At 72.4% G+C, this 25148-nt stretch carries 23 protein-coding genes; all 23 read left to right on the top strand.

From position 1 onward, the window contains the following. Nucleotides 1-7 precede the first annotated feature (7 nt). The gene (locus WJM95_RS26430; RefSeq protein ID WP_339132294.1) at nucleotides 8-1495 is read left to right on the top strand and encodes an FAD-dependent monooxygenase; all 1488 of its coding nucleotides are present in this window, start codon (nucleotides 8-10) and stop codon (nucleotides 1493-1495) included. A gap of 13 nt (nucleotides 1496-1508) precedes the next feature. Beyond that, nucleotides 1509-1835, top strand: coding sequence for a TcmI family type II polyketide cyclase (locus WJM95_RS26435; protein WP_339132295.1), 327 nt, complete (start codon nucleotides 1509-1511; stop codon nucleotides 1833-1835). After that, nucleotides 1832-3112 (top strand): beta-ketoacyl-[acyl-carrier-protein] synthase family protein, encoded by a 1281-nt coding sequence (locus WJM95_RS26440; protein WP_339132296.1) that lies wholly within the window; start codon nucleotides 1832-1834, stop codon nucleotides 3110-3112. Before WJM95_RS26435 ends, WJM95_RS26440 begins: the two co-directional genes overlap by 4 nt. After that, a complete protein-coding gene (locus tag WJM95_RS26445) occupies nucleotides 3109-4332 on the top strand; it encodes a ketosynthase chain-length factor (RefSeq protein ID WP_339132297.1) in 1224 nt (407 codons plus the stop codon). The genes WJM95_RS26440 and WJM95_RS26445 overlap by 4 nt, the downstream gene beginning before the upstream one ends. A gap of 174 nt (nucleotides 4333-4506) precedes the next feature. Then, nucleotides 4507-4776 (top strand): acyl carrier protein, encoded by a 270-nt coding sequence (locus WJM95_RS26450; protein ID WP_339132298.1) that lies wholly within the window; start codon nucleotides 4507-4509, stop codon nucleotides 4774-4776. 66 nt (nucleotides 4777-4842) lie between these two features. Then, entirely contained in the window at nucleotides 4843-5628 is a 786-nt protein-coding gene (gene fabG / locus WJM95_RS26455; RefSeq protein ID WP_339132299.1) for a 3-oxoacyl-ACP reductase FabG, read from the top strand. A gap of 20 nt (nucleotides 5629-5648) precedes the next feature. Continuing rightward, the gene (locus WJM95_RS26460; RefSeq protein WP_339132300.1) at nucleotides 5649-6584 is read left to right on the top strand and encodes an aromatase/cyclase; all 936 of its coding nucleotides are present in this window, start codon (nucleotides 5649-5651) and stop codon (nucleotides 6582-6584) included. A 2-nt stretch (nucleotides 6585-6586) separates the two neighbouring features. Further along, nucleotides 6587-8563, top strand: coding sequence for an SDR family oxidoreductase (locus tag WJM95_RS26465; RefSeq protein ID WP_339132301.1), 1977 nt, complete (start codon nucleotides 6587-6589; stop codon nucleotides 8561-8563). 19 nt (nucleotides 8564-8582) lie between these two features. After that, a complete protein-coding gene (locus WJM95_RS26470) occupies nucleotides 8583-9785 on the top strand; it encodes an MFS transporter (RefSeq protein ID WP_339132302.1) in 1203 nt (400 codons plus the stop codon). Nucleotides 9786-9887: 102 nt separating this feature from the next. Beyond that, nucleotides 9888-11171: an activator-dependent family glycosyltransferase gene (locus WJM95_RS26475; protein WP_339132303.1), complete on the top strand. Its 1284-nt coding sequence runs from the start codon at nucleotides 9888-9890 to the stop codon at nucleotides 11169-11171. A gap of 44 nt (nucleotides 11172-11215) precedes the next feature. Further along, the gene (locus tag WJM95_RS26480; RefSeq protein WP_339132304.1) at nucleotides 11216-12439 is read left to right on the top strand and encodes a nucleotide disphospho-sugar-binding domain-containing protein; all 1224 of its coding nucleotides are present in this window, start codon (nucleotides 11216-11218) and stop codon (nucleotides 12437-12439) included. After that, nucleotides 12421-13002, top strand: coding sequence for a dTDP-4-dehydrorhamnose 3,5-epimerase (gene rfbC, locus WJM95_RS26485; protein ID WP_339132305.1), 582 nt, complete (start codon nucleotides 12421-12423; stop codon nucleotides 13000-13002). Before WJM95_RS26480 ends, rfbC begins: the two co-directional genes overlap by 19 nt. Nucleotides 13003-13004: 2 nt before the next feature. After that, nucleotides 13005-14132: a nucleotide disphospho-sugar-binding domain-containing protein gene (locus WJM95_RS26490; protein WP_339135858.1), complete on the top strand. Its 1128-nt coding sequence runs from the start codon at nucleotides 13005-13007 to the stop codon at nucleotides 14130-14132. A gap of 25 nt (nucleotides 14133-14157) precedes the next feature. Next, nucleotides 14158-15225, top strand: a complete 1068-nt coding sequence (locus tag WJM95_RS26495) for a glucose-1-phosphate thymidylyltransferase (RefSeq protein ID WP_339132306.1) — start codon at nucleotides 14158-14160, stop codon at nucleotides 15223-15225. Further along, entirely contained in the window at nucleotides 15222-16205 is a 984-nt protein-coding gene (gene rfbB, locus WJM95_RS26500) for a dTDP-glucose 4,6-dehydratase (protein WP_339132307.1), read from the top strand. The genes WJM95_RS26495 and rfbB overlap by 4 nt, the downstream gene beginning before the upstream one ends. Continuing rightward, the gene (locus WJM95_RS26505; RefSeq protein ID WP_339132308.1) at nucleotides 16195-17247 is read left to right on the top strand and encodes an NAD(P)-dependent oxidoreductase; all 1053 of its coding nucleotides are present in this window, start codon (nucleotides 16195-16197) and stop codon (nucleotides 17245-17247) included. Before rfbB ends, WJM95_RS26505 begins: the two co-directional genes overlap by 11 nt. After that, entirely contained in the window at nucleotides 17244-18548 is a 1305-nt protein-coding gene (gene rfbH / locus WJM95_RS26510) for a lipopolysaccharide biosynthesis protein RfbH (protein ID WP_339132309.1), read from the top strand. The genes WJM95_RS26505 and rfbH overlap by 4 nt, the downstream gene beginning before the upstream one ends. A gap of 54 nt (nucleotides 18549-18602) precedes the next feature. Then, nucleotides 18603-19349, top strand: a complete 747-nt coding sequence (locus WJM95_RS26515; protein WP_339132310.1) for an NAD(P)-dependent oxidoreductase — start codon at nucleotides 18603-18605, stop codon at nucleotides 19347-19349. Between the two features lie 107 nt (nucleotides 19350-19456). Then, entirely contained in the window at nucleotides 19457-20857 is a 1401-nt protein-coding gene (locus WJM95_RS26520; RefSeq protein ID WP_339132311.1) for an NDP-hexose 2,3-dehydratase family protein, read from the top strand. After that, nucleotides 20854-21810, top strand: coding sequence for a Gfo/Idh/MocA family oxidoreductase (locus tag WJM95_RS26525; RefSeq protein ID WP_339132312.1), 957 nt, complete (start codon nucleotides 20854-20856; stop codon nucleotides 21808-21810). The genes WJM95_RS26520 and WJM95_RS26525 overlap by 4 nt, the downstream gene beginning before the upstream one ends. Continuing rightward, nucleotides 21807-22652, top strand: a complete 846-nt coding sequence (locus tag WJM95_RS26530; protein WP_339132313.1) for a 4'-phosphopantetheinyl transferase superfamily protein — start codon at nucleotides 21807-21809, stop codon at nucleotides 22650-22652. The genes WJM95_RS26525 and WJM95_RS26530 overlap by 4 nt, the downstream gene beginning before the upstream one ends. Continuing rightward, complete coding sequence (locus WJM95_RS26535; protein WP_339132314.1) at nucleotides 22649-24241, top strand: acyl-CoA carboxylase subunit beta; 1593 nt, start codon at nucleotides 22649-22651, stop codon at nucleotides 24239-24241. The genes WJM95_RS26530 and WJM95_RS26535 overlap by 4 nt, the downstream gene beginning before the upstream one ends. A 41-nt stretch (nucleotides 24242-24282) precedes the next feature. Further along, nucleotides 24283-24957, top strand: coding sequence for a DsbA family oxidoreductase (locus tag WJM95_RS26540; RefSeq protein WP_339132315.1), 675 nt, complete (start codon nucleotides 24283-24285; stop codon nucleotides 24955-24957). Nucleotides 24958-25148: the final 191 nt, after the last annotated feature.

The following is a 25148-nucleotide window of genomic DNA, read 5'->3' on the forward strand; positions in this document are numbered from 1 at the left end:
CACATCCATGGACGCTTCCGTCATCGTCGCCGGCGCAGGTCCCACCGGACTGATGCTCGCCGGGGAACTACGGCTTGCGGGAGTCGACGTCATCGTGCTCGACCGGCTCGGGGAGCGCACCGGCGAATCCCGCGGACTCGGCTTCACGACCCGGACGATGGAGGTCTTCGACCAGCGCGGACTCCTGCACCGCCTCGGTGACATGGGCACCAGCAACGCGGGCCACTTCGGCGGTCTGCCGGTCGACTTCGGCGTCCTCGACAGCGTTCACCAGGCGGCCAAGACCGTGCCCCAGTCGGACACCGAGACGATGCTGGAGGACTGGGTGCGCGAACTGGGCACCGACCTCCGGCGCGGCCACGAACTGGTCGGCCTGCACGACCACGGCGACCACGTCGAGGTCGTGGTGCGCGGTCCCGGCGGAGAGGAGAGCCGGCTGACGGCCTCCTATCTGGTGGGCTGCGACGGCGGCCGCAGCACCGTGCGCAAGGCGTCCGGCTTCGACTTCCCGGGCACCGCGGCGACCATGGAGATGTTCCTCGCGGACATCAAGGGCGTCGACCTGGCGCCGCGGCTGATCGGCGAGACCTTCGCCGGCGGCATGGTCATGTGCGGTCCGCTCGGCGACCGCGGGGTCACCCGCATCATCGTCTGCGAACGCGGCACACCGCCCCGCCGGCGCACCGAACCGCCCGCCTACGCGGAGGTGGCGGCGGCCTGGCAGCGGATCACCGGCATCGACATCTCGCACGCCGAGCACGAGTGGGTCAGCGCCTTCGGCGACGCGACCCGCCTCGCCACCCAGTACCGGCGCGGCCGGGTGCTGCTCGCGGGCGACGCCGCGCACATCCATCTGCCGGCCGGCGGCCAGGGCATGAACACCGGCATCCAGGACGCCGTGAACCTCGGCTGGAAACTCGCCGCCCAGGTCCGCGGCACCGCACCCGAGGACCTGCTCGACACCTACCACGACGAACGCCACGCGGTCGGCGAGCGCCTGATGATGAACACCAAGGCACAGGGGCTGCTCTTCCTCAGCGGCGAGGAGGTCCAGCCGCTGCGCGACGTGCTGAGGGAACTCATCCGCTACGAGGAGGTCAGCCGCCATCTCGCCGGCATGGTGAGCGGACTGGAGATCCGCTACGACGTCGGCCGGGGCGGCCACCCGCTGCTCGGCCTGCGGATGCCGCACCTCGAACTGGTCGGCGACCGGCGCAAGACCAGCAGCACCGAACTGCTGCGCGCGGGGCGGGGACTGCTGCTCGACCTGGCGGACAGCCCGGTGCTCCGCGACCGCGCGGCCGGATGGGCGGACCGGGTGGACATCGTGACCGCCGAGCCCCACGCCGTGGCGGCCGATGCTCCGCTCGCGGGCACCTCGGCCGTGCTGGTGCGCCCCGACGGACACGTGGCCTGGGCCGCGCCGGGCAGCCACCACGACCTGCCCATGGCGCTGGAGCGCTGGTTCGGCCCGTCCCGTATCCAGCAGTCCTGACAAGGAGAGACGCATGCACAGCACATTGATCGTGGCCCGGATGGAACCCCGCTCGGCCGAGGACGTGGCCCGCCTCTTCGGTGAGTTCGACGGCACGGACATGCCGCAGCGGATGGGTACCAGGCGGCGCCAGCTCTTCACCTACCGGGGCCTCTACTTCCACCTCCAGGACTTCGACTCCGAGGACGGCGGCGAACGGATCGAGGCGGCCAAGGAGGACCCGCGCTTCGTCGGGATCAGCCAGGACCTCAAGCCCTTCATCACGGCCTACGACCCCGCCACCTGGCGCTCCCCGGCCGACGCCATGGCCCAGCGGTTCTACCACTGGACCTCGCAGTGAGCGGCCCGTACGGCCGGCGGGTCGTCATCACCGGCATCGGTGTCACCGCGCCCGGAGGCGTGGGCGCCAAGAACTTCTGGAGCCTGCTGTCCGACGGGCGCACCGCGACCCGGCGCATCAGCTTCTTCGACCCGTCCCCGTTCCGCTCGCAGGTCGCCGCCGAGGTCGACTTCGACACCGAACTCCTCGGCCTCGGCGCCCAGGAGGTACGGCGGATGGACCGGGCCGCGCAGTTCGCGGTGGTCACCGCGCGGGAGGCGGTGGCGGACAGCGGGCTCGACTTCGACCTGCTCGACCCGCACCGCACCGGCGTGACCATCGGCAGCGCGGTCGGCGCGACCATGGGGCTCGACGAGGAGTACCGGACCGTCAGCGACAGCGGGCGGCTCGACCTCGTGGACCACACCTACGCGGTCCCGCACCTCTACAACTACCTGGTGCCCAGCTCCTTCGCCGCCGAGGTGGCCTGGGCGGTGGGCGCCGAGGGCCCGAGCACGGTGGTCTCCACCGGCTGCACCTCGGGCCTCGACGCCGTGGGCTACGCCGCCGAGCTGATCCGCGAGGGATCGGCCGACGTCATGGTGGCGGGTGCGGCGGACGCCCCGATCTCGCCCATCACCGTGGCCTGCTTCGACGCGATCAAGGCCACCACCTCGCGCAACGACGACCCGCAGCACGCCTCCCGCCCCTTCGACGGGACCCGCAACGGCTTCGTCCTGGGCGAGGGTTCGGCCGTCTTCGTGCTGGAGGAACTGGACAGCGCGCGGCGGCGCGGCGCCCATGTGTACGCGGAGATAGCCGGGTACGCCACCCGCAGCAACGCCTTCCACATGACGGGTCTGCGGCCCGACGGACGCGAGATGGCCGAGGCGATCCGGACGGCCCTGGACGAGGCGAGGCTCGCCCCGGAATCGGTCGACTACGTCAACGCGCACGGTTCGGGGACCAAGCAGAACGACCGGCACGAGACCGCCGCGTTCAAGCGCAGCCTCGGCGAGCACGCGTACGCCGTGCCGGTCAGCTCCATCAAGTCGATGGTGGGGCACTCACTGGGCGCCATCGGCTCGATCGAGATCGCCGCGAGCGCGCTGGCGATGGAGAACAACGTCGTGCCGCCCACCGCCAATCTGCACACGCCCGACCCCGAGTGCGATCTCGACTACGTGCCGCTCACCGCCCGGGACTGGAGGACCGACGCGGTGCTGTCCGTGGGCAGCGGATTCGGCGGGTTCCAGAGCGCCATGGTGCTCGCCCGTCCCGATCGGAGGGCCGCATGAGCGCGACGGGAGTGCGGGTCGCCGTCACCGGTCTCGGCGTGGTCGCGCCCAACGGCCTGGGCACGGAGGCCTATTGGGCGGCGACCCGCAAGGGGAGCAGCGGCATCGGCCGGATCACGCGCTTCGTGCCCGACGGCTACCCGAGCCAACTGGCCGGTGAGGTGGACGGGTTCGACGCGGCGGAGCATCTGCCGGGCCGGCTGCTGCCGCAGACCGACCGGATGACCCAGATGGCCCTGGTGGCCGCCGACTGGGCGTTCGAGGACGCCGCGGTGCGCCCGGGCGAGCTGCCCGAGTTCGAGATGGGCGTGATCACGGCCAGTTCGTCCGGCGGATTCGAGTTCGGGCAGCGGGAGTTGCAGGCCCTGTGGAGCAAGGGCAGCCGGTACGTCAGCGCGTACCAGTCGTTCGCGTGGTTCTACGCCGTCAACAGCGGCCAGATCTCCATTCGCAACGGCATGCGCGGCCCGAGCGGTGTGGTCGTCAGCGACCAGGCGGGCGGGCTCGACGCGGTCGCCCAGGCGCGGCGGCAGATCCGCAAGGGCACCCGGCTGGTGATGTCGGGCGCCGTCGACGCCTCCATCTGCCCCTGGGGCTGGGTCGCCCAGATGGCGAGCAACCGGCTGAGCACGAGCCGCGACCCGGACCGGGCCTATCTGCCCTTCGACCCCGCGGCCGCCGGCCACGTGGCAGGCGAGGGCGGCGCCCTGCTGGTCCTTGAGGAGATGGAGCAGGCCCGCGCCCGGGGCGCCCGGCGGATCTACGGCGAGATCGCCGGATACGGCTCCACCCTCGACCCCCGGCCGGGCAGCGGGCGCCCCCCGGGTCTGCGCAAGGCCGTCGAACTGGCCCTGGCCGACGCCGGGGCCGACCCCCGCGACATCGACGTGGTGTTCGCCGACGCGGCCGCGATCCCCGGCCTCGACCGGATCGAGGCGGAGACGATCACCGAGGTGTTCGGTCCGCGGGCGGTGCCGGTGACCGCGCCCAAGACCATGACCGGGCGGCTCTACTCGGGCGCGGCGCCCCTCGATCTCGCCGCCGCGTTCCTCTCCATGCGGGACGGGGTGATCCCGCCGTCCATCGGCGTCTCCCCGGCTCCCGAACACGGCCTCGACCTGGTCGTCGGCCAGGAACGGACCGCCACCGTGCGCTCCGCCCTGGTGATCGCCCGCGGCCACGGCGGGTTCAACTCCGCGGTCGTGGTCCGCGCCGCCTGAGCGGTCCCCCCAGGACCGCGGCCCGCCGCGACACCGAGGCGTGGCGCGCGGGCGAGCGGCGCGGGTCACCCCGGCTCACGGAGGACCGGCGTGACGAGCGGCGCGGGTCACCCCGGCTCACGGAGGACCGGTGTGGCCCCCATCCCCACCCCAGCGACGAAAGGACACGTACCCATGCCCTCCAACGAGTTCACCCTCGACGACCTCAGGCGCATCCTGCGCGACGGGGCCGGCGCCGACGAATCCGCCGACCTCGACGGGGACATCGCGGACACCGACTTCGAGTCGCTGGGCTACGAGTCCCTCGCGATGCTGGAGACCGGCGGGCGCATCGAGCGCGAGTTCGGCATCACCCTGGACGACGACACGCTGACCGACGCCCGCACCCCGCGCGAGCTGATGGACGCGGTCAACGCCCTGCTGGTGCCCGCCGAGATCGGCTGAGCCCGCCCCCGACCGCGCCTCCCCTTCGCCCTCCCGTGCCTTCCCTTCCTTCTCCAGGAGACAGACATGACGCAGCAGAACCCGAAGGTCGCCCTCGTCACGGGCGCGACCAGCGGCATAGGCCTGGCGGTGACCAGGCTGCTGGCCGAGCAGGGCCACCGGGTGTTCCTCTGCGCCCGTACCGAGGACGGTGTGACCCGTACGGTCAAGGAACTCCTCGACGACGGGCTGGAGGTGGACGGCGTCACCTGCGACGTCCGTTCGGCCGACGACGTCAAGCGCTTCGTGCGGCAGGCCGTCGAGCGCTTCGGCACGATCGACGTCCTCGTCAACAACGCGGGCCGCTCCGGCGGCGGAGTCACCGCGGACATCACCGACGAGCTGTGGTTCGACGTCATCGACACCAACCTCAACAGTGTCTTCCTGATGACGCGCGAGGTGCTCACCACGGGCGGCATGCGCGACAAGGACCGCGGCCGGATCATCAACATCGCCTCCACCGCGGGCAAGCAGGGCGTGGTGCTCGGCGCCCCCTACTCGGCCTCCAAGCACGGCGTGGTCGGCCTCACCAAGGCGCTCGGCAACGAGCTGGCGCCCACCGGGATCACCGTCAACGCGGTCTGCCCCGGCTATGTCGAGACGCCGATGGCACAGCGCGTCCGCCAGGGCTACGCGGCCGCGTACGACACCAGCGAGGACGCCATCCTCGAGAGGTTCCGGGCGAAGATCCCGCTCGGCCGTTACTCGACGCCCGACGAGGTCGCGGGCCTGGTCGGCTATCTGGCGTCCGACACCGCCGCCTCCATCACCGCCCAGGCGCTGAACGTCTGCGGCGGCCTGGGCAACTTCTGAGACACGGAGGAGAGCACACGATGACGACCCGTCAGGTCGAGCACACCATCACCGTCGAGGCCCCGGCCGCCGCCGTCTACCGGCTGATCGCCGAGGTGGAGAACTGGCCGCGGATCTTCCCGCCCACCCTCTACGTCGACCAGGTCGAGCGGGGCGCGGACGAGGAACGCATCCGTATCTGGGCCACCGCCAACGGCGAGGCGAAGAACTGGACTTCGCGCCGCACCCTGGACGCCGCCCATCTGCGGATCACCTTCCGCCAAGAGGTCTCCACCCCGCCGGTCGCCGCCATGGGCGGCACCTGGATCATCGAGCCGCTCTCCGGGACCTCCTCGCGGGTGCGGCTGCTGCACGACTACCGGGCCGTCGACGACGACCCGGACGGCCTGAAGTGGATCGACGAGGCCGTCGACCGCAACTCCCGCTCGGAGCTGGCCGCGCTGAGGACGAACGTCGAACTGGCCCACGCCTCCGAGGAGATCACCTTCTCCTTCGAGGACACGGTCCAGATCGCCGGCGCGGCCAAGGACGCCTACGACTTCGTCAACGAGGCCGGGCTGTGGGCCGAGCGGCTGCCGCACGTGGCCTCCGTACGCTTCTCCGAGGACACCCCGGGGCTCCAGGTGCTGGAGATGGACACGCGCGCCAAGGACGGCTCCACGCACACCACGAAGTCGTACCGCGTGGTCTTCCCGCACCACACGATCGCGTACAAGCAGGTCACCCTGCCCGCCCTGATGACCCTGCACACCGGGCGCTGGACCTTCGCGGAGAACGCCGGCGGGGTCGCCGTGACCTCGCAGCACACCGTCGTCCTCAACACGGCGAACATCACCGCCGTCCTGGGACCCGACGCGAGTGTCGCCGACGCCCGGGAGTACGTCCGCGGCGCGCTGAGCGCCAACAGCCGCGCCACCCTGGGCCACGCCAAGGACCACGCCGAGAACCAGCGCTGACCATGGCCGCCCTGGACACCGATGTGGTCGTCGTCGGAGCCGGACCGGTCGGGCTGCTGCTCGCCGGGGAACTGCGCACCGGCGGGGCACGGGTGACCGTGCTGGAGCGGCTGACCGAGCCGACGACGGAATCGCGCGCGTCGGTCCTGCACGCCCGCACCATGGAACTGCTGGACGCGCGCGGCCTGGTCGGACGGCTCGGGCCGCCGCCCGACGCAGGGCCCGGCCACTTCGGCGGGATCCCCCTCGATCTGACCGAGGCCGGCGACAGCCCGTACGCCGGCCAGTGGAAGGCGCCGCAGACGCTTGTGGAGGCCGTGCTCGCGGACCGGGCGACCGGGCTCGGGGCCGTGGTCCGGCGCGGCCTCACCGTGACCGGGCTGTCCCAGGAACCCGACCGGGTGCACGTCGTCGCGGTCACCGCGGCGGGGGAGCGGCTGCGGCTGAGCGCCGCGTACGTCGTCGGCTGCGACGGCGAGGAGAGCGCCGTGCGGCGGCTCGCCGGTTTCGCGTTCCCCGGGACCGGCCCCACCAAGGAACTGCTGCGCGCCGACCTGACGGGAGTCGACCTGAGGGAGCGGCGCTTCGAGCGGCACACCCTCGGGGTGGCCAACGCCCGCCGCGGACCCGACGGTGTCACCCGTGTCATGGTGCACGCCTTCGGCCGGGTCCCCGGCGCCTCGAAGACGCCCGCCTTCGAGGAGGTGCGCGCGGTGTGGGCCCAGGTCACCGGCGAGGACCTCGCGGGCGCCCGGCCGCTCTGGCTCAACGCGTTCCACAACACCCGTCGGCAGGCGGCGTGTTACCGCGCCGGCCGGGTGTTCCTCGCCGGTGACGCCGCCCACGCGCAGCTGCCGGTCGGCGGCCAGGCCCTCAACCTCGGCCTCCAGGACGCGGCGGACCTCGGCGCGAAGCTCGCCGCGCGGCTCGCGGGGCGGGCGGGCGAGGAACTGCTCGACACCTACCACGCCGTCCGTCATCCGGTGGGCGCGCGCGTGCTCGGCAACATCGAGGCGCAGGCCCACCTGCTGTTCGGCGGCCCGGAACTGGACGGCCTACGGGCGGTGTTCCGCGAACTGCTCGCGATCCCGGCGGCCCGCCGCCACCTCGCCGCGATGATCAGTGGCCTCGACGGCGGCGGCCCGGCCGCGCACACCGCTCCCGGACCAACTCCTCGGCACACGACGTACAGGCACACCACGTACAGGAGGAACACCATGGGCAAGCTGACCGGAAAGACCGCGCTCGTCACCGGCTCCAGCCGTGGCATCGGCCGGGCCACGGCGCTCCGGCTGGCCCGCGAGGGCGCGCTCGTCGCCGTCCACGGCGCGAGCAACGGCGAGGCCGCCGCCGAGACCGTCGCCGCCATCGAGAAGGAGGGCGGCCGGGCCTTCGCGGTCCGGGCCGAGCTCGGCGTCCCCGGCGACGTCCACGAGCTGTTCCTGTCCCTGGAAAGGGAGTTGAAGGAACGCACCGGCGCCACCACGCTCGACATCCTGGTGAACAACGCCGGGGTCATGGGCGGTGTGGCCCCGGAGGACCTCACGCCCGAGGCGTTCGACCGGCTCTTCGCCGTCAACGCCAAGGCGCCGTACTTCCTCGTGCAGCGCGCCCTGAACAACCTCCCCGACGGCGGCCGGATCATCAACATCTCCTCGGGACTGACCCGGGTCGCCAACCCGCAGGAGGTGGCGTACGCGATGACCAAGGGCGCGATCGACCAGCTCACCCTGCACTTCGCCAAACACCTCGGCCCCCGCGGCATCACCGTGAACAGCGTGGGCCCCGGCATCACCGACAACGGCACACCGGTCTTCGACGACCCGGAAGCGGTGGCGGCGATGGCGAACTACTCGGTGTTCGGCCGGGTCGGCGACACCCGGGACGTGGCCGACGTGGTGGCCTTCCTCGCGAGCGACGACTCCCGCTGGATCACCGGCTCCTACCTGGACGCCAGCGGCGGCACGCTGCTCGGCTGAGCGAGGGGACGCCCAGCGCATGACGACGCTCTCCGCACGCCCCGGGCCCCGAGCCGAAGCCGGCCGCGGGGCCCTGCTCCTCGTGCTCGCCGGCAACATGCTCATCGACGCCCTGGAGGTCTCCGTCGTCCTGGTCGCCCTGCCGGCCGTGGAGCGCGACCTCGGTCTGTCGACGTTCGGCGGCCAGTGGGTGATGAGCGGCTTCGCCGCCGGATTCGCGGCCCTGCTGCTGCTCGGTCCGCGGCTCGTCGCCCGCTGGGGCAGACGGCCCGTCTACCTGGCCGCGCTGCCGGTGTTCATCGCCGCCTCGGTGGCCGGCGGTCTCACCGACCAGGCCGCCGTACTGATCGCCACCCGGGTCGTGAAGGGCATGTGCGCCGCGCTCACCGCGCCCACCGGGCTCGCGATCATCACCACCGCGTACCCCCCGGGAGCGGAGCGGCGCCGGGCGGTGTCGGTGTACTCGCTCTTCGGGGCGGCGGGCTTCACCGCGGGGCTGCTGTGCTCGGGGGCGCTGACCGGACTGAGCTGGCGCTGGAACCCGGTCTTCCCGGCCCCGGTCGCCCTCGTGCTGCTGGTCGCCGGGTTCCGGCTCATCCCGCGCGACGACGGGCCGGCGCCCGCCGCACCGCTCGGCGCCACCCTGGCACGGCACCTGCGCGACGGCCCGTTCCGGCGCTCGGCGGTCTGCGCGGCCACCCTGAACGGCACCTATCTGGGCCTGCTGCTGCTGTTCGTCCACCGGATGCACGATCAGTGGGGGTGGGGCTCCTGGCGTACGGCGCTCGCGCTCCTGCCCGCCTGTCTGCCGCTGGCGCTCGCGCTGCCCTTCGCGGGCCGGATGGTGGGGCGCTTCGGCACCGAACGGCTGATCAGGGCCGGAAGCACCGCCGCGGCGCTCGGCTGCGCGACCGCGCTCACGACCGCGGGATCCGGGACGTACGCCACCGGGGTGCTGCCCGCGCTGCTGCTCGTCGAGGCCGGTTTCGTCCTGTCCTTCGCCGCCCTCAACCTCCAGGCCACGGCGGGGATCCCGGCCGAGCACCGGGCCTCCGCGGTGCCGGTCTACCAGACGGCCGTCCAGCTGGGCGCGGTGCTCGCGCTGCCGGTCACGGCCGTGGCCATCGGCGCCGGGCAGGAGACCGCGCTCGGGTTCCTCACCGCCCTCTCGGCGACGGGCGCGCTCGTCGCCCGCACCCGCGGGGCCCACGCCGCGCCCTGACCCGCCCCGGGCCGACCGCACGTCCTCGCGGGCCGCCGCGCCCGTCCACGTCCCCGCACACCCGGGGCACCCGAACACGAACGGAGTCCAACGATGCGTGTCATGTTCACCATCTTTCCGGCGACGGCACACCTGTATCCCGTCGTGCCGCTGGCCTGGGCGCTCCAGAGCGCCGGGCACGAGGTCGTCGTGGCGAGCCATGCGGGCGTCGTGGACCCCGGGGTGATCGCGAACATCGGCGCGGCCGGGCTCACGGCCGTACCGCTCGGATCGCCCGAGGAACTGCCGGAAGCCCTGAGCAAGAACACCGGGGACGCCAAGCCGGACCGCCCGACCCTCGCCTTCGACGCGTGCGAACCGGAGGAGTCCGAGGGCTGGCGCATGGCGCGGACGGTCCTCAACGGCATGTTCAGGATGCACTACCCCGAGCCCGCGGAACCGGGCGGCCGCAGGCCCGTGCTGGACAACCTGGTCGACTTCGCCCGCGTCTGGAAGCCCGACCTCGTGCTGTGGGACCCGCTGATGTTCCCCGCGCCCATCGCCGCGCGGGTCACCGGCGCCGCGCACGCCCGCCTGGTCTGGGGCATGGACAACATCGCGCTGATCCACGAACGGACGAAGCGCGAACTGGCCGACCCGGACACGGAGTTGTCCGAGCACCCCTGGCTGAGCTGGTACGGCCCCGTACTGGAGCGGTACGGCCTCGAGTTCGGCGACGAGATGCTGCTCGGCCAGTGGACCCTCGACCTGACCCAGTCCAGGATGCGGCAGCCCGTCGAGCTGACCCACGTCCCGATGCGGCGCGTCCCCTACAACGGCGCGGCCCCCCTCCCGACCTGGCTGCACGACCGGCCCGAACGCCCGCGCGTGGTCCTGACCCTGGGCGTCAGCCGCCGCAAAATCTTCGGCAAGTACAGCGGGTTCCCGATGCGCGAGTTCTTCGAGTCGGTGTCCGCCCTGGACATCGAGGTCGTCGCCACCCTCAACAGCGAGCAGCTCGCCGCGGTCGGCACCCTGCCCGACAACGTCCGCACGCTGGAGTACGTACCGCTCAACCAGGTCCTGCCGACCAGTTCGGCCGTCATCCACCACGGCGGGGGCGGGACCTTCTCCGCGGCGGTCGCCTTCCAGGTGCCCCAGCTCGTGATGCCACTGCCCATGTGGGACGAGATGGTCACCGCCCGCTACGTCGCGGACATGGGCGCGGGACTGGTCGCCGATCCCGAGACGCTGGACGTCCCGGGACTGCACAAGCAGCTCGTACGGCTCCTGGAGGACCCCTCGTTCTCGCTCGGCGCGCGCCGCCTCTACGACGAGATGCTCTCCGCGCCCGCGCCCAAGGACGTCGTTCCCCTGCTGGAGCGCCTGACCGCCGAGCGCCGCTGACCCGCCCGAAGAGGCCGGTGCGGCCGGAGAGGACTGCCCGTCAGATGCGCGTACTGGTGATCGCCACCCCCGTACCGTCCCACTTCCTGCCCCTGGTGCCCCTGTTGTGGGCGCTGCGCTCGGCCGGCCACGAGGTGCGCGTCCTCGGCCAGAGCGACGTGCTCGGCGCGGTCCGGGACTGCGGACTCACCGGCGTCGGCGTGGGCGAGCCCTTCGACGTCGACGCCATGCTGCTGAAAAATCTGCCCCGCGAACAGCGGCCCCTCCAGGCCAGACCCCGTCCGGCCCCCGAACTGCTCGGCGGATACGGCAGGCTGTGGTGGGCCCACGCCACGGCGCAGCTCGACCGCTACACCGGCCTGGCCGAGGAGTACGGGCCCGGGCTGATCCTGGCCGACCCGCTGGAGTACTGCTCCCTGCTCATCGGCGCCCGGCTGGGCGTCCCGGTGGCGCACCACCGCTGGACGGTCGACGCCATCTCCGGTCCCGCCCGGCGCTTCGTACGCGCCGGGTCGGCCGGTCCGCCGGACGCGGCCGGGCCCGCGGATCCGGCGCGGCTGCCGGACCCGACCGTGCTGCTCGACCCGTGCCCGCCGTCGCTGCGGCTCCCGGACGGCGAGGCGGGTGTGCCGATCCGGTACGTGCCCTACAGCGGGGGCGCCGTCACCCCGGCCTGGGTGCGGTCGGACCCCGGCCCCGGAGCCGGACGGCGGCGGGTCGCCGTGTCGCTCGGCAACACACCGGCCCTGCACGGCGAGGGCTTCGTCCGCGGGCTGCTGCACGCCCTCGCCGCCCGGTCCGACGCCGAGATCCTGCTCACGCTGCCCGAGCCCCACCGTTCGGCCGTCGGAGCCCTGCCGGGGAACGTGAGGGTGGTCGACCCGCTGCCCCTGCACCTGTTCCTCGGAACCTGCGACGCGGTCGTCCACCACGGCGGCGCCGGCACGGCGATGACCGCCACCGCGTTCGGGCTGCCCCAACTGGTCCTGCCGCAGCTGGCGGACCACTTCCCGCTCGCCGACCGGCTCACCGCGACCGGGGCCGGACTGTCCTTCGACACGGCGGCGCAACAGGACGACCCCCGGCTCGTCGGCCAGGCCCTCGACGAGCTGCTGTCCGACCCGCGGCACACCGGCTCGGCCCGCCGGCTGGCCGCGGAGATGGCCGCCATGCCGTCCCCGGCCGCCGTGGCCGCCGACCTGGAACGGCTCGCGGAAGCACACACGGAACCCAGAGAGGCGAGCCTGCCGTGCACATCGAGGAACTGACCCTGCCCGGGACCTTCCTGATCACACCCGACCAGATCCCGGACGAGCGCGGGACGTTCTACGAGTCCCTGCGCAGCGACGCGCTGGAGAGCGCCACCGGGGTCGCCTTCAGGCCCCAGCAGATCAACTACTCCGTGTCGAGACGGCACACCCTGCGGGGCATCCACAGCGTGCTCATCCCGCCCGGCCAGGCCAAGGTCGTCACCTGCGTCCGCGGCGCGCTGCGCGACATCGTCGTGGACCTGCGGATCGGCTCCCCGACGTTCGGCGAGCACCACGTCAACGAACTGACCGCGGACTCCGGCCGGTCCGTCTACGTCCCGGAGGGCGTGGGCCACGGATTCCTCGCGCTCAGCGACGACTCCTGCATCTGCTACGTCGTCTCCACCACCTATGTGCCGGGCACCCAGATCGACGTCAACCCGCTCGACCCGGAACTCGATCTGCCCTGGAACTGCCCCGACACCCCCCTCATCTCGGACAAGGACGCGAAGGCGCCGACCGTGGCCGAGGCCGTACGGGCAGGGCTCCTGCCCCGATTCAGCAAGGCGGGGACACCGTGAGAATGCTCTTCGTGGCGGCGGGCAGCCCGGCCACGGTCTTCGCCCTGGCCCCGCTGGCCACCGCCGCCCGTAACGCGGGCCACCAGGTGGTCATGGCCGCGAACGACGACATGGTGCCGGTCATCACCTCCTCGGGACTGCCGGGCATCGCGACGACCGACCTGCCCATCCGGCACTTCATCACCCTGGACCGCGCGGGCGACCCCGAGACGATCCCCTCGGACCCGGTCGAGCAGGCCCTGTTCACCGGGCGCTGGTTCGCGCGGATGGCCGCGTCGAGTCTTCCGCGCATGCTGGAGTTCTGCCGTGACTGGCGGCCCGACCTGATCGTCGGCGGCACGATGAGCTACGTCGCCCCGCTGCTCGCCCTGCACCTGGGCGTACCGCATGTGCGCCAGACCTGGGACGCCATCGAGGCCGACGGCATCCATCCCGGAGCGGACACCGAACTCGCTCCCGAACTGGCGGAGTTCGGCCTCGACCGGCTGCCCGACCCCGATGTGTTCGTGGACATCTGCCCGCCGAGTCTGCGGCCGCCGGGAGCCGCCCCCGCCCGGCCGATGCGCTACGTCCCGGCGAACGGCCAGCGGCGGCTCGAACCCTGGATGTACCGCCGTGGCGAGCGCCGCCGCGTCCTGGTGACCTCCGGCAGCCGGGTCGCCAAGGAGAGCTACGACAAGAACTTCGACTTCCTGCGCGGCCTCGCCAAGGAGGTCGCCGCCTGGGACGTCGAGCTGATCGTCGCCGCGCCCGAGGCGGTCGCCGAGGCCCTGCGCGAGGAACTGCCGGACGTCCGGGCCGGCTGGACCCCGCTCGACGTGGTCGCGCCGACCTGCGACCTGCTCGTGCATCACGGCGGCGGCGTCAGCACACTGACCGGACTGAACGCCGGCGTGCCCCAACTGCTCGTCCCCAAGGGGGCCGTGCTGGAGAAGCCCGCCCTTCGCGTCGCCGACCTCGGGGCCGCGCTCACGCTGCTGCCCGGCGAGGACTCGGCCGAGGCGATCGCGCACTGCTGCCAGGAACTGCTGACCGACGACGCATACGGCGAACGGGCCCGCGGACTCTCCCGGGAGATCGCCGCCATGCCCTCGCCCGCGAGCGTGCTCGAAGCGCTCGAACAGGCATGAATACACGAACCGAGAGGACCTCTCGATGAAGGCTCTGGTGCTCGCCGGCGGATCTGGAACCCGCCTGCGGCCTTTCAGCTATTCGATGCCCAAACAACTCATCCCCATCGCCAACACCCCCGTACTGGTGCATGTGCTCCAAGCGGTACGGGAGTTGGGGGTGACGGAGGTCGGCGTCATCGTCGGCGACCGCGGCCCCGAGATCGAGGCCGTGCTCGGCGACGGCGCCCCGTTCGGCCTGCGGATCGTCTACATCCCCCAGGACGCGCCGCGCGGACTGGCCCACACCGTGTCCATCGCCCGCGGCTTCCTCGGCGACGACGACTTCGTGATGTACCTCGGCGACAACATGCTGCCCGACGGCGTCGTGGAGATCGCCGAGGACTTCAACCGGCAGCGGCCGGCCGCCCAGGTCGTCGTGCACAAGGTCTCCGACCCGCGCTCCTTCGGCGTCGCCGAACTCGGCCCCGACGGCGAGGTGCTGCGCCTGGTGGAGAAGCCGCAGCAGCCGCGCAGCGACATGGCCCTGATCGGCGTGTACTTCTTCACCGCCGCCATCCACGAGGCGGTCGCCGCGATCGAGCCCAGCGCCCGGGGCGAACTGGAGATCACCGACGCGATCCAGTGGCTGGTCACCTCCGGCGCCGACGTGCGCGCCAGGGTCTACGACGGCTACTGGAAGGACACCGGGAGGGTCGAGGACGTCCTGGAGTGCAACAGCCACCTCCTGGACGGCCTGACCCGGCGCGTCGACGGACACGTCGACGCCGAGAGCGTGCTCGTCGGCCGGGTCGTGGTCGAGGCCGGGGCCAGCGTCGAACGGTCCCGGATCGAGGGGCCGGCGATCATCGGCGCCGGCACGGTCCTGCGGGACAGCCACGTGGGCCCCCACACCTCCATCGGACGCCACTGCACGGTGACCGACAGCCGGCTGGAGGGCTCCATCGCCCTGGACGAGGCGTCGGTCACCGGCGTGCACGGACTGCACAACTCGCTGATCGGGCGCGCCGCGTCCGTCGGCACCACCGGCCCGGGCGCGGGCCGGCACCGTCTGGTCGTCGGAGACCACACCCGAGTGGAGGTCGCGGCATGAGGATCCTCGTCACCGGAGCGGCCGGATTCATCGGCTCGCACTTCGTGCGCGGCCTGCTGGCCGACCGGTACTCCGGCTGGGAGGGCGCCCAGATCACCGCCCTGGACAAACTGACCTACGCCGGCAACCGGGAGAACCTGCCCGCCGCGCACGAACGGCTCGTGTTCGTCCGCGGCGACGTGTGCGACCGCGCCCTGCTGCGCGAACTGGTGCCCGGCCACGACGCCGTCGTCCACTTCGCGGCCGAGTCGCACGTCGACCGCTCCCTGGAGGGCGCCGGCGAGTTCTTCCGTACGAACGTCCTGGGCACCCAGACCCTGCTGGACGCCGTGCTGGAGAGCGGGATCGAGCGGGTCGTGCACGTCTCCACCGACGAGGTGTACGGCTCGATCGACGAGGGCTCCTGGACGGAGGAGTGGCCGCTCGCGCCCAACTCCCCGTACGCCGCCTCGAAGGCCGGCTCGGACCTGGTCGCGCGTGCCTACTGGCGCACCCACGGCCTCGACCTCTCGATCACCCGCTGCTCCAACAACTACGGGCCCTACCAGCACCCCGAGAAGGTCATCCCGCTGTTCGTGACCAACCTGCTGGAGGGCCGCCAGGTCCCGCTGTACGGCGACGGCCGCAACGTCCGCGAGTGGCTGCACGTGGACGACCACTGCCGTGGCATCCATCTCGTGCTCAACGGGGGACGGGCGGGCGAGATCTACAACATCGGCGGCGGCAACGAGTACAGCAACCTCGCCCTGACCGAACGGCTGCTGGAACTCACCGGCGCGGGCGAGGAGATGATCCGCCGCGTCGCGGACCGCAAGGCGCACGACCTGCGCTACTCGATCGACGAGTCGAAGATCCGCGAGGAGCTCGGTTACGCCCCGCTGACCGGCTTCGAGAAGGGCCTGGCCGACACGGTCGCCTGGTACCGGGACAACCCCGACTGGTGGAAGGCCGTCAAGCACGGACCGAGCCGTGCGGCCTGAGCACCGCCCGGTGACGGGCCTCTCGGTCGTGGTCCTCGGCGGCACCGGCTTCCTGGGCCGCCGCATCGGCGCGGCGTGCGCGGCGCACGGCGCCCGGGTGCACCTGGTCTCGCGCGCCGCGCCCGCCTCCGCCGCCGCGCCGGGCGTGTCGGCCGTCGGCCTGGACCTGGTGACGGCCTCGCCCCGGGAGATCGCCGAGCTGTTCGCGGCGGCCCGGCCCGACGTCGTGGTCAACGCGGCCGGGCGGGCCTGGCAGGCCGACGAGGCGCAGATGGCCGCGGGCAACGCCGAACTGGTCGAGCGGGTCCTCACGGCGCTCGCCGGGCTGCCGGGGCCGCAGGTACGGCTCGTCCAGCTCGGCACCGTCCACGAGTACGGCGCCGGGGCCCCGGACGCCGCCACCGCCGAGGACCACGAGCCCGCGCCGGTCACTCCGTACGGACGCACCAAGCTCCTGGGCACGCGGGCCGTACTGCGCGCCACGGGCGAGCGGGAGGTGGAAGGCGTGGTGCTCCGGCTCGCCAACGTGATCGGCGCCGGGGTCCCCCGGGGCAGCCTCTTCGGCCGGGTCGCGGCGCACCTCAGCGAGGCGGCCCGCGCCGACGCGCGCGGCGAGAAGGCCGCCGAACTGCGCCTTCCGGCGCTGCGCGCGGCCCGCGACCTCGTGGACGCCGACGACGTCACAGCGGCCGTGCTGGCCGCGGCCACCGTGCCGGCGGCGGACGTCGCAGGACAAGTGATCAACGTGGGCCGCGGCACCGCGGTCCCGATGCGCGCCCTGGTCGACCGGATGGTCGAACTCAGCGGTCTGGAGCTGCCGGTGGCCGAGGAGGCCGAGCGGTCCGGCTCCCGCACCGACGTCCCGCGGCAGTGCCTGGACATCTCCCGCGCACGGCGCCTGCTCGGCTGGACCCCGCTGCGCGGCCTCGACGACTCCCTGCGCGACCTGCTCGCCTCCGTACTGCCGCCGGAGCATCCCCGGCCCGCCACACCACTCGGGATCACGGCCGACGCACCGGCCGAAGAAGGGAAACGACCATGAGCGACCGCAAGGACCTGATCCTCGAAGGGGTCCGCGACTACCACCGGGAGGCCTCCCCGAACCGGGAGTTCGTCCCCGGCACCACCGAGATCTGGCCGTCCGGCGCGGTCCTGGACGAGAACGACCGGGCGGCCCTGGTCGAGGCGGCGCTGGACATGCGCATCGCCGCCGGAACCAGCTCCCGCAAGTTCGAGTCCGCCTTCGCCCGCCGTCTCAAGCGCCGCAAGGCCCACCTCACGAACTCCGGCTCGTCGGCCAACCTCCTTGCGGTGTCGGCCCTGACCTCCCACACGCTGGAGGACCGGCGGCTGAAGCCGGGCGACGAGGTCATCACCGTCGCGGCGGGCTTCCCGACCACGGTCAACCCGATCCTCCAGAACGGGCTCGTCCCGGTGTTCGTGGACGTGGACCTCACCACCTGCAACGCCACCGCCGACCGGGTGGCCGCGGCGATCGGCCCGAAGACACGGGCCATCATCATCGCCCACGCCCTCGGCAACCCGTTCCCCGTCACCGAGATCGCCCAACTCGCCGAACAGCACGACCTGTTCCTCATCGAGGACAACTGCGACGCGGTCGGCTCGCTGTACGACGGGAAGCTGACCGGCACCTTCGGCGACATGACGACCGTCAGCTTCTACCCGGCGCACCACCTCACCATGGGCGAGGGCGGCTGCGTCCTGACCGGCAACCTCGCCCTGGCCCGGATCGTGGAGTCGCTGCGGGACTGGGGCCGGGACTGCTGGTGCGAGCCGGGCGAGAACGACCGGTGCCTGAAGCGGTTCAAGTACCAGCTGGGCACCCTGCCGGCCGGGTACGACCACAAGTACATCTTCTCGCACGTCGGTTACAACCTGAAGGCCACCGACATCCAGGCCGCGCTCGGGCTCACCCAACTGGCCAAGCTGGACTCCTTCATCGAGGCGAGGCGGCGCAACTGGCGGCGGCTGCGCGAGGGGCTGGACGGGGTTCCGGGACTGCTGCTGCCCGAGCCCACCCCGCGCTCCGAGCCCAGCTGGTTCGGCTTCGTGATCACCGTGGACCCCGAGGCGCCGTTCAGCCGTGCCGAGCTGGTGGACTTCCTGGAGGACCGCAAGATCGGCACCCGTCGGCTGTTCGCGGGCAACCTGACCCGCCACCCCGCCTACACCGACCAGCCGCACCGGGTCGTGGGCGAGCTGACCAACAGCGACCTCATCACCGAGCACACCTTCTGGATCGGGGTCTACCCGGCGCTCACCGACGAGATGCTGGACTACGTCACCGCCTCGATCAAGGAGTTCGTGGCCGCGCGCGGCTGAGCCGGCCGGCCCTCCCACCCCCGGAGAAACTCCTAGAGATCGGGACGACGACGTATGGACATTGTGGGAAACGGCTTCCTGGCGCGGAACCTGCGTCCGCTGGCCGCCCGGCATCCGGACACCGTGGCCCTCGCGGCGGGGGTGTCCTGGGCGAGCGGCACCTCGGACGCCGACTTCGCCCGCGAGGCCGCGCTGCTGCGCGAGGTCGCGAAGCGCTGCGCGGCCGAGGGACGCCGGGTGCTCTTCTTCTCCACCGCGGCGACCGGGATGTACGGACTCGCCGACGGCCCCGGCAGGGAGGACGTCCCGGTGACGCCCTGCACCCCCTACGGCGAGCACAAACTCGCCCTGGAGGAACTCCTGCGCGACACCGGCGCCGATCACCTCGTTCTCCGGCTGGGGCATCTGGTCGGCCCCGGCCAGCCCGAACACCAGCTGCTGCCCACCCTGGTACGGCAGTTGCGGGAGGGAGTGGTCCGCGTGCACCGCGGGGCGGCCCGCGACCTCATCGACGTCGGCGACGTCGTCACCGTCGTCGACCACCTGCTCGCCGCGGACCTGCGGGCCGAGACGGTCAACGTGGCGTCGGGTTTCGCGGCCCCGGTGGAGGAGATCGTCGACCTGCTCGCGAAGGACCTCGGTCTGCGGGCGCGCCGGGAGTACCTCGACACGGGCGGCCGCCAGCACGTGATCTCCACCGAGAAGCTGCGGGCCCTGGTTCCGCGGGTCGCGGAGATGGGCTTCGGCCCCGACTACCACCGGCGGATCCTCGGCGACTTCACGGCGTCCGTGTACGTCTGACGACGCAGAGACATCGCCCGGGACCGCCCACCGGGGGCCGACGCCGAGTGAGCCGACATCACCCATCCGGGCCCACCCGGCCCATCGAACACGGAGAGAGTCCTCTGATGCTGCCTCTCGTCCCTCAACCGCGCGAAGACGCGAAGCTGTCGGCGGACCGGCTCGCCCTGTCGGCCGCCACCACCGGTGGCGCGCACCTGGCGACCGCCGGATTCGCCGACTGGCTCGCCGAGCGGGGCCGCGCCAACGCCTTCCGCGTGGACCGCATCCCCTTCGCCCGTCTGGACGGCTGGTCGTTCCACGACACCACCGGCAACCTCCGCCACCGCAGCGGCCGGTTCTTCACCGTCGAGGGCCTGCACGTCACCGAGCGGGGCGACCCGTACGGCGACGGGCCGTACGCCGAATGGCACCAGCCCATCATCAAGCAGCCCGAGGTCGGCATCCTGGGGATCCTGGGCAAGGAGATCGACGGTGTCCTGCACTTCCTGATGCAGGCCAAGATGGAGCCCGGCAACCCGAACCTGCTCCAGCTGTCGCCGACCGTGCAGGCCACCCGCAGCAACTACACCAAGGTCCACCAGGGCGCGGACGTGAAGTATCTGGAGCACTTCGTCGGCCCGGGCCGCGGCCGGATCGTCGCCGACGTCCTCCAGTCCGAACACGGCTCCTGGTTCTTCCGCAAGTCGAACCGCAACATGATCGTGCTGACGGACGACGACGTACCGCTCCTCGACGACTTCTGCTGGCTCACCCTCGGGCAGATTGCTGAGCTCCTGCACCAGGACAACGTCATCAACATGGACTCCCGTACGGTCCTGTCCTGCCTGCCCGTTCCGGAGACGACGGCCGACGCGCTGCTGTCCGACGCCCAGTTGCTGTCCTGGATCACCGGCGAGCGCTCCCGGCACGACGTGCACGCCGAACGCGTCCCGCTGGCCGGGCTGCCCGGCTGGCGGCGCGACGAGATGACCGTCGAGCACGAGGAGGGCCGCTACTTCAAGGTGGTCGCGGTCGCCGTGGAGGCCGGCAACCGCGAGGTCACCGGCTGGACCCAGCCGCTGTTCGAGCCGGTGGGTCTCGGCGTCACCGCCTTCCTCACCCGCACGTTCGAGGGCATTCCCCACGTCCTGGTGCACGCCCGGGTCGAGGGCGGGTTCCTGGACACGGTCGAGCTGGGCCCGACGGTGCAGTACACCCCCGGCAACTACGCCCACCTGCGCGGGACATCGCGCCCGGCGTTCCTCGACACGGTGCTCGACGCCCCGGCGGACCGCGTCCGGTACGAGGCCGTGCACTCGGAGGAGGGCGGCCGCTTCCTCAACGCCGAGAGCCGGTATCTCCTCGTCGACGCCGACGGTCTTGACGTGCCCTCCGACCCTCCCGCCGGCTACGCCTGGGTCACACCGGACCAGCTCACCTGGCTGGTGCGCCACGGCCACTACCTCAACGTCCAGGCCCGCACGCTCCTGGCCTGCCTCAACGCCTCCGCGGCGCGGGCCCGATGAGCGGGCCGGTACGCGTCGGGGTGCTCGGCTGCGCCGACATCGCGCTGCGGCGGATGCTCCCCGCGTTCACCGCCGCCCCCGGTCTCGAACTCGCCGCGATCGCCAGCCGCGACCCGGCCAGAGCGAAGGAGGCCGGCCTGCGCTTCGGCTGCCGGCCCGTCCACGGGTACGCCGAACTGCTGGCGGCCGACGACATCGAGGCCGTGTACGTGCCGCTGCCGGCCGCGCTGCACGCCCCCTGGGTGGAGGCCGCGCTGGAGGCGGGCAAGCATGTGCTGGCCGAGAAGCCCCTGACCACGGACCCGGAGAGCACCGAGCGGCTCCTCGGCCTCGCCGCGAAGCGGGGTGTGGCCCTGATGGAGAACGTCATGTTCGTCCACCATCCCCGGCACGAGGCGGTGCGGAGCCTGGTCGCCGACGGACGGATCGGTGAACTCCGCTCCTTCCGAGCGGAGTTCGCCATCCCCCCGCTCGCCGACGGCGACATCCGCTACTCCGCCGAACTCGGCGGCGGCGCGCTCTCGGACGTCGGCCTGTATCCACTGCGGGCCGCGCTGCACTTCCTGGGACACGATCTCGACGTGGTCGGCGCCCGTCTGGTCAGACGGGCCGGACGCGAGGTCGAAACCGCCGGGGCGGCGCTGCTGGCCACCCCCGGCGGGGTCACCGCGCACCTCACCTTCGGCATGGAGCACGCCTACGCCTCCCGGTACGAACTCTGGGGCAGCGAAGGGCGGATCACCGTCGACCGGGCCTTCACCCCGCCTGCGGACCACGTGCCGGTGATCGGCCTGCACGGGGGCGCGGGCACCGAGGAGATCCGCCTGGAACCCGCCGACCAGGTCGCGGCCACCGTCGCCGCGTTCGTCGACGCGGTCCGCGAGGGAAGCGCCCCGTGCGCGGACACCCTGCGACAGGCGGTGCTGCTCCACGACGTACGCGGCTCCGCGTGACAGCCGCCCCTGCGTCCGCACCGCATCCCGAACAGGACGCCGTGGAGGTGTGGTTGCTGACGCCGCCCGCTGACGGGCCGCTCGCGTCCGAGGAACTCGACCGGGCCGAGCGGCGCCGCGCCGACGCGTTCCGGCTGCCCCGCGACCGCGCGCTCTACGTGGCCGCGCACATCGCGCTGCGCCGACTTCTCGCCGGGTATCTGCGCACGACGGCACGGGAGGTGGAGTTCGCCCGAGCGGCCTGCCCGCGCTGCGGAGGTCCGCACGGCCGTCCCGTTCTGCACGGAGCCGGGCCCGGCGCCCCGCACTTCTCGCTGTCGCACAGCCGTGGCGAGGTCGTCGTCGGCGTGGCCCGCGTCCCGGTGGGCGTCGACGTCGAGAAGGTGCCGCGCCCCGAACGCGTCGACGTCTGCCGGTCGGCTCTCCACCCCTGGGAGCAAAGGGAGTTGGAGGCACTGCGGGCCCCGGAGCGGCCGGCACGGTTCGCCCGGCTCTGGGCCCGCAAGGAGGCCTTCCTGAAGGGAACCGGTATCGGCGTGGGCGGCTGGACGTCGGAGGTGTACATCGGCGACGGAGGCCCGGGCGCCCCGTCGCGCCCCGAGGGCTGGACCGTCCTCGACGTGCCCTGCGGCCCGGGCCACGCGGCGGCCGTGGCGGCGCGGGGCCCGGCCCCCCGCGCCACGGTGCGCCGGCTCCCGCCCGAGGCCGTGCTCGTCGGCGGTCGCGTCCCGTACGGCCGACCGCGGCCCGGGGAAGTCCGTCATGTCCTTGACGGCGGTCACGCCCGCGGAGACCCCGACGCGCGTGACGCTCCCTACGCATCCGAGGAGGAACTCCCTTGACCGCACTGGACGACAGGCCCCTGGCGGCGATCGAGCCCACGGACGCCCACGGCCGGGTGGCCGAACTGCACGCGAGCCGTGCCCGGGCACAGGCCGGCCCGAGCGAGAGGGCGACCGAGGCGCAGCATGCCAAGGGGAAGCTGACCGCGCGGGAGCGGATCGAGCTGCTGCTGGACGCGGGCTCGTTCCAGGAGGTCGAGCAGTTGCGCCGGCATCGGGCGACCGGGTTCGGGCTGGAGGCGAAGAAGCCGTACACCGACGGTGTGATCACCGGGTGGGGCACGGTCGAGGGCCGGACGGTGTTCGTGTACGCGCACGACTTCCGGATCTTCGGCGGGGCGCTGGGCGAGGCCCATGCGACGAAGATCCACAAGATCATGGACATGGCGATCGCGGCGGGTGCGCCGCTGGTGTCGCTGAACGACGGCGCGGGCGCCCGGATCCAGGAGGGCGTCTCCGCGCTCGCCGGTTACGGCGGGATCTTCCAGCGCAACACCCGCGCCTCGGGTGTGATCCCGCAGATCTCGGTGATGCTGGGCCCGTGTGCGGGCGGCGCGGCCTACAGCCCCGCCCTGACGGACTTCGTGTTCATGGTCCGTGAGACCTCGCAGATGTTCATCACCGGACCGGACGTGGTCAAGGCGGTCACCGGCGAGGAGATCACCCAGAACGGTCTGGGCGGCGCGGACGTGCACGCCGAGACCTCGGGCGTGTGCCACTTCGCCTACGACGACGAGCGGACCTGTCTGGAGGAGGTCCGCTTCCTGTTGTCGTTGCTGCCGCAGAACAACCGCGAGACTTCGCCGGTGCAGCGGACCCTCGACCCGGCGGACCGCCGCTGCGAGGCGCTGCTGGACCTGGTCCCGGCCGACGGCAACCGCCCGTACGACATGACCAAGGTCATCGAGGAGCTCGTCGACGACGGCGACTACCTCGAGGTCCACGAGCGCTGGGCCCGCAACATCATCTGCGCGCTGGCCCGCCTCGACGGCCAGGTCGTCGGCATCGTCGCCAACCAGCCGCAGTCCGTCGCCGGCGTCCTCGACATCGAGGCATCGGAGAAGGCGGCCCGGTTCGTGCAGCTGTGCGACGCCTTCAACATCCCCCTGGTCACACTGGTGGACGTGCCCGGGTTCCTTCCCGGTGTCGGCCAGGAGCACGGCGGGATCATCCGGCACGGCGCGAAGCTGCTCTACGCCTACTGCAACGCGACGGTGCCGCGGATCTCGCTCATCCTGCGCAAGGCGTACGGAGGTGCCTACATCGTCATGGACAGCCAGTCCGTCGGCGCCGACCTCACCTACGCCTGGCCGACGAACGAGATCGCCGTGATGGGCGCCGAGGGCGCGGCGAACGTCGTCTTCCGCCGTCGGATCGCCGAAGCCGAGGACCCCGAGGCGATGCGGGCCGGGATGGTCAAGGAGTACAAGGCCGAGCTGATGCACCCGTACTACGCCGCCGAGCGCGGCCTGGTCGACGACGTCATCGACCCCGCGGAGACCCGCGAGGTCCTGGTCCGGGCCCTCGCCATGCTCCGCTCCAAGCACGCGGACCTGCCCTCCCGCAAACACGGCAATCCGCCACAGTGACAGGGCACCTGACCACACAGGCCCGATGGAGGCACCACGACATGGAGCAGCAACCGACGAGCGGCGCGACGGTGGGCGTCCGGATCGCGCTCGACGTGATCTGTGTTCACTCCTACCTCGGCTACACCCGTTTCACCCGCGCGGCGGACCGGCTGCGCGCCGAAGGCCACCGGATCCAGGTGGAGTTCCTCCCCTTCGAACTCGCGCCGGGCGCGGGCACCGAGGGGGCGCCCCTGCTCCCCGTCCTGGAGCGGGCGTTCGGCCCGCAGGCGGTACGGCAGACACTCCAGTTCGCCGGCCAGGTGGCCGCGGAGGGGCTGGAACTGCACTACGAACGTGCCGTGGCGACCGGCACGTTCGAGGCGCACCGGCTCATCGCCCGGGCCGCCCGGCAGGGACGGGCCGAGGAGATGGTGGAGCGGCTCTTCCGCGCCCACTTCACCGACGGACTGCACATCGGCGACTCCGGCACCCTCGCCCGGCTCGCCGCCGAGGCCGGCGTCACGGCGGACGACCCCGGGGCGGCGGGATCCGTACCGGAGACGGCCGCGGAGACCCAGCGGCTGCGCACCGAACTCGACCGGGTGCGCGGGCTCGGCATCACCGGTGTGCCGGTGTTCTTCATCGACGGCGTACGGCAGTTGACCGGATCCCAGCCGGAGGCCGTGCTGCTGTCGGCACTGCGTGAGGCGGTGGGATCCGCCTCCGACGGCTGACGGGACCGTCCGGAACATCAGCTTTGGCATCGAGGCACGACAGATCCATGTCAAGCCCATGGTGACGCACCACGGGGACTGGTTGGCTGAAGTCCACCCCCGGCCCGCATCCGCCAATGCGGTGATTTGTCGGCATCCCAGAACAGATTGGGCTCAACATGTTTTCGCGACGCACGTTCCTGGGCTCCGCG

Source organism: Streptomyces sp. f51 (assembly GCF_037940415.1).
Lineage (GTDB): Bacteria > Actinomycetota > Actinomycetes > Streptomycetales > Streptomycetaceae > Streptomyces.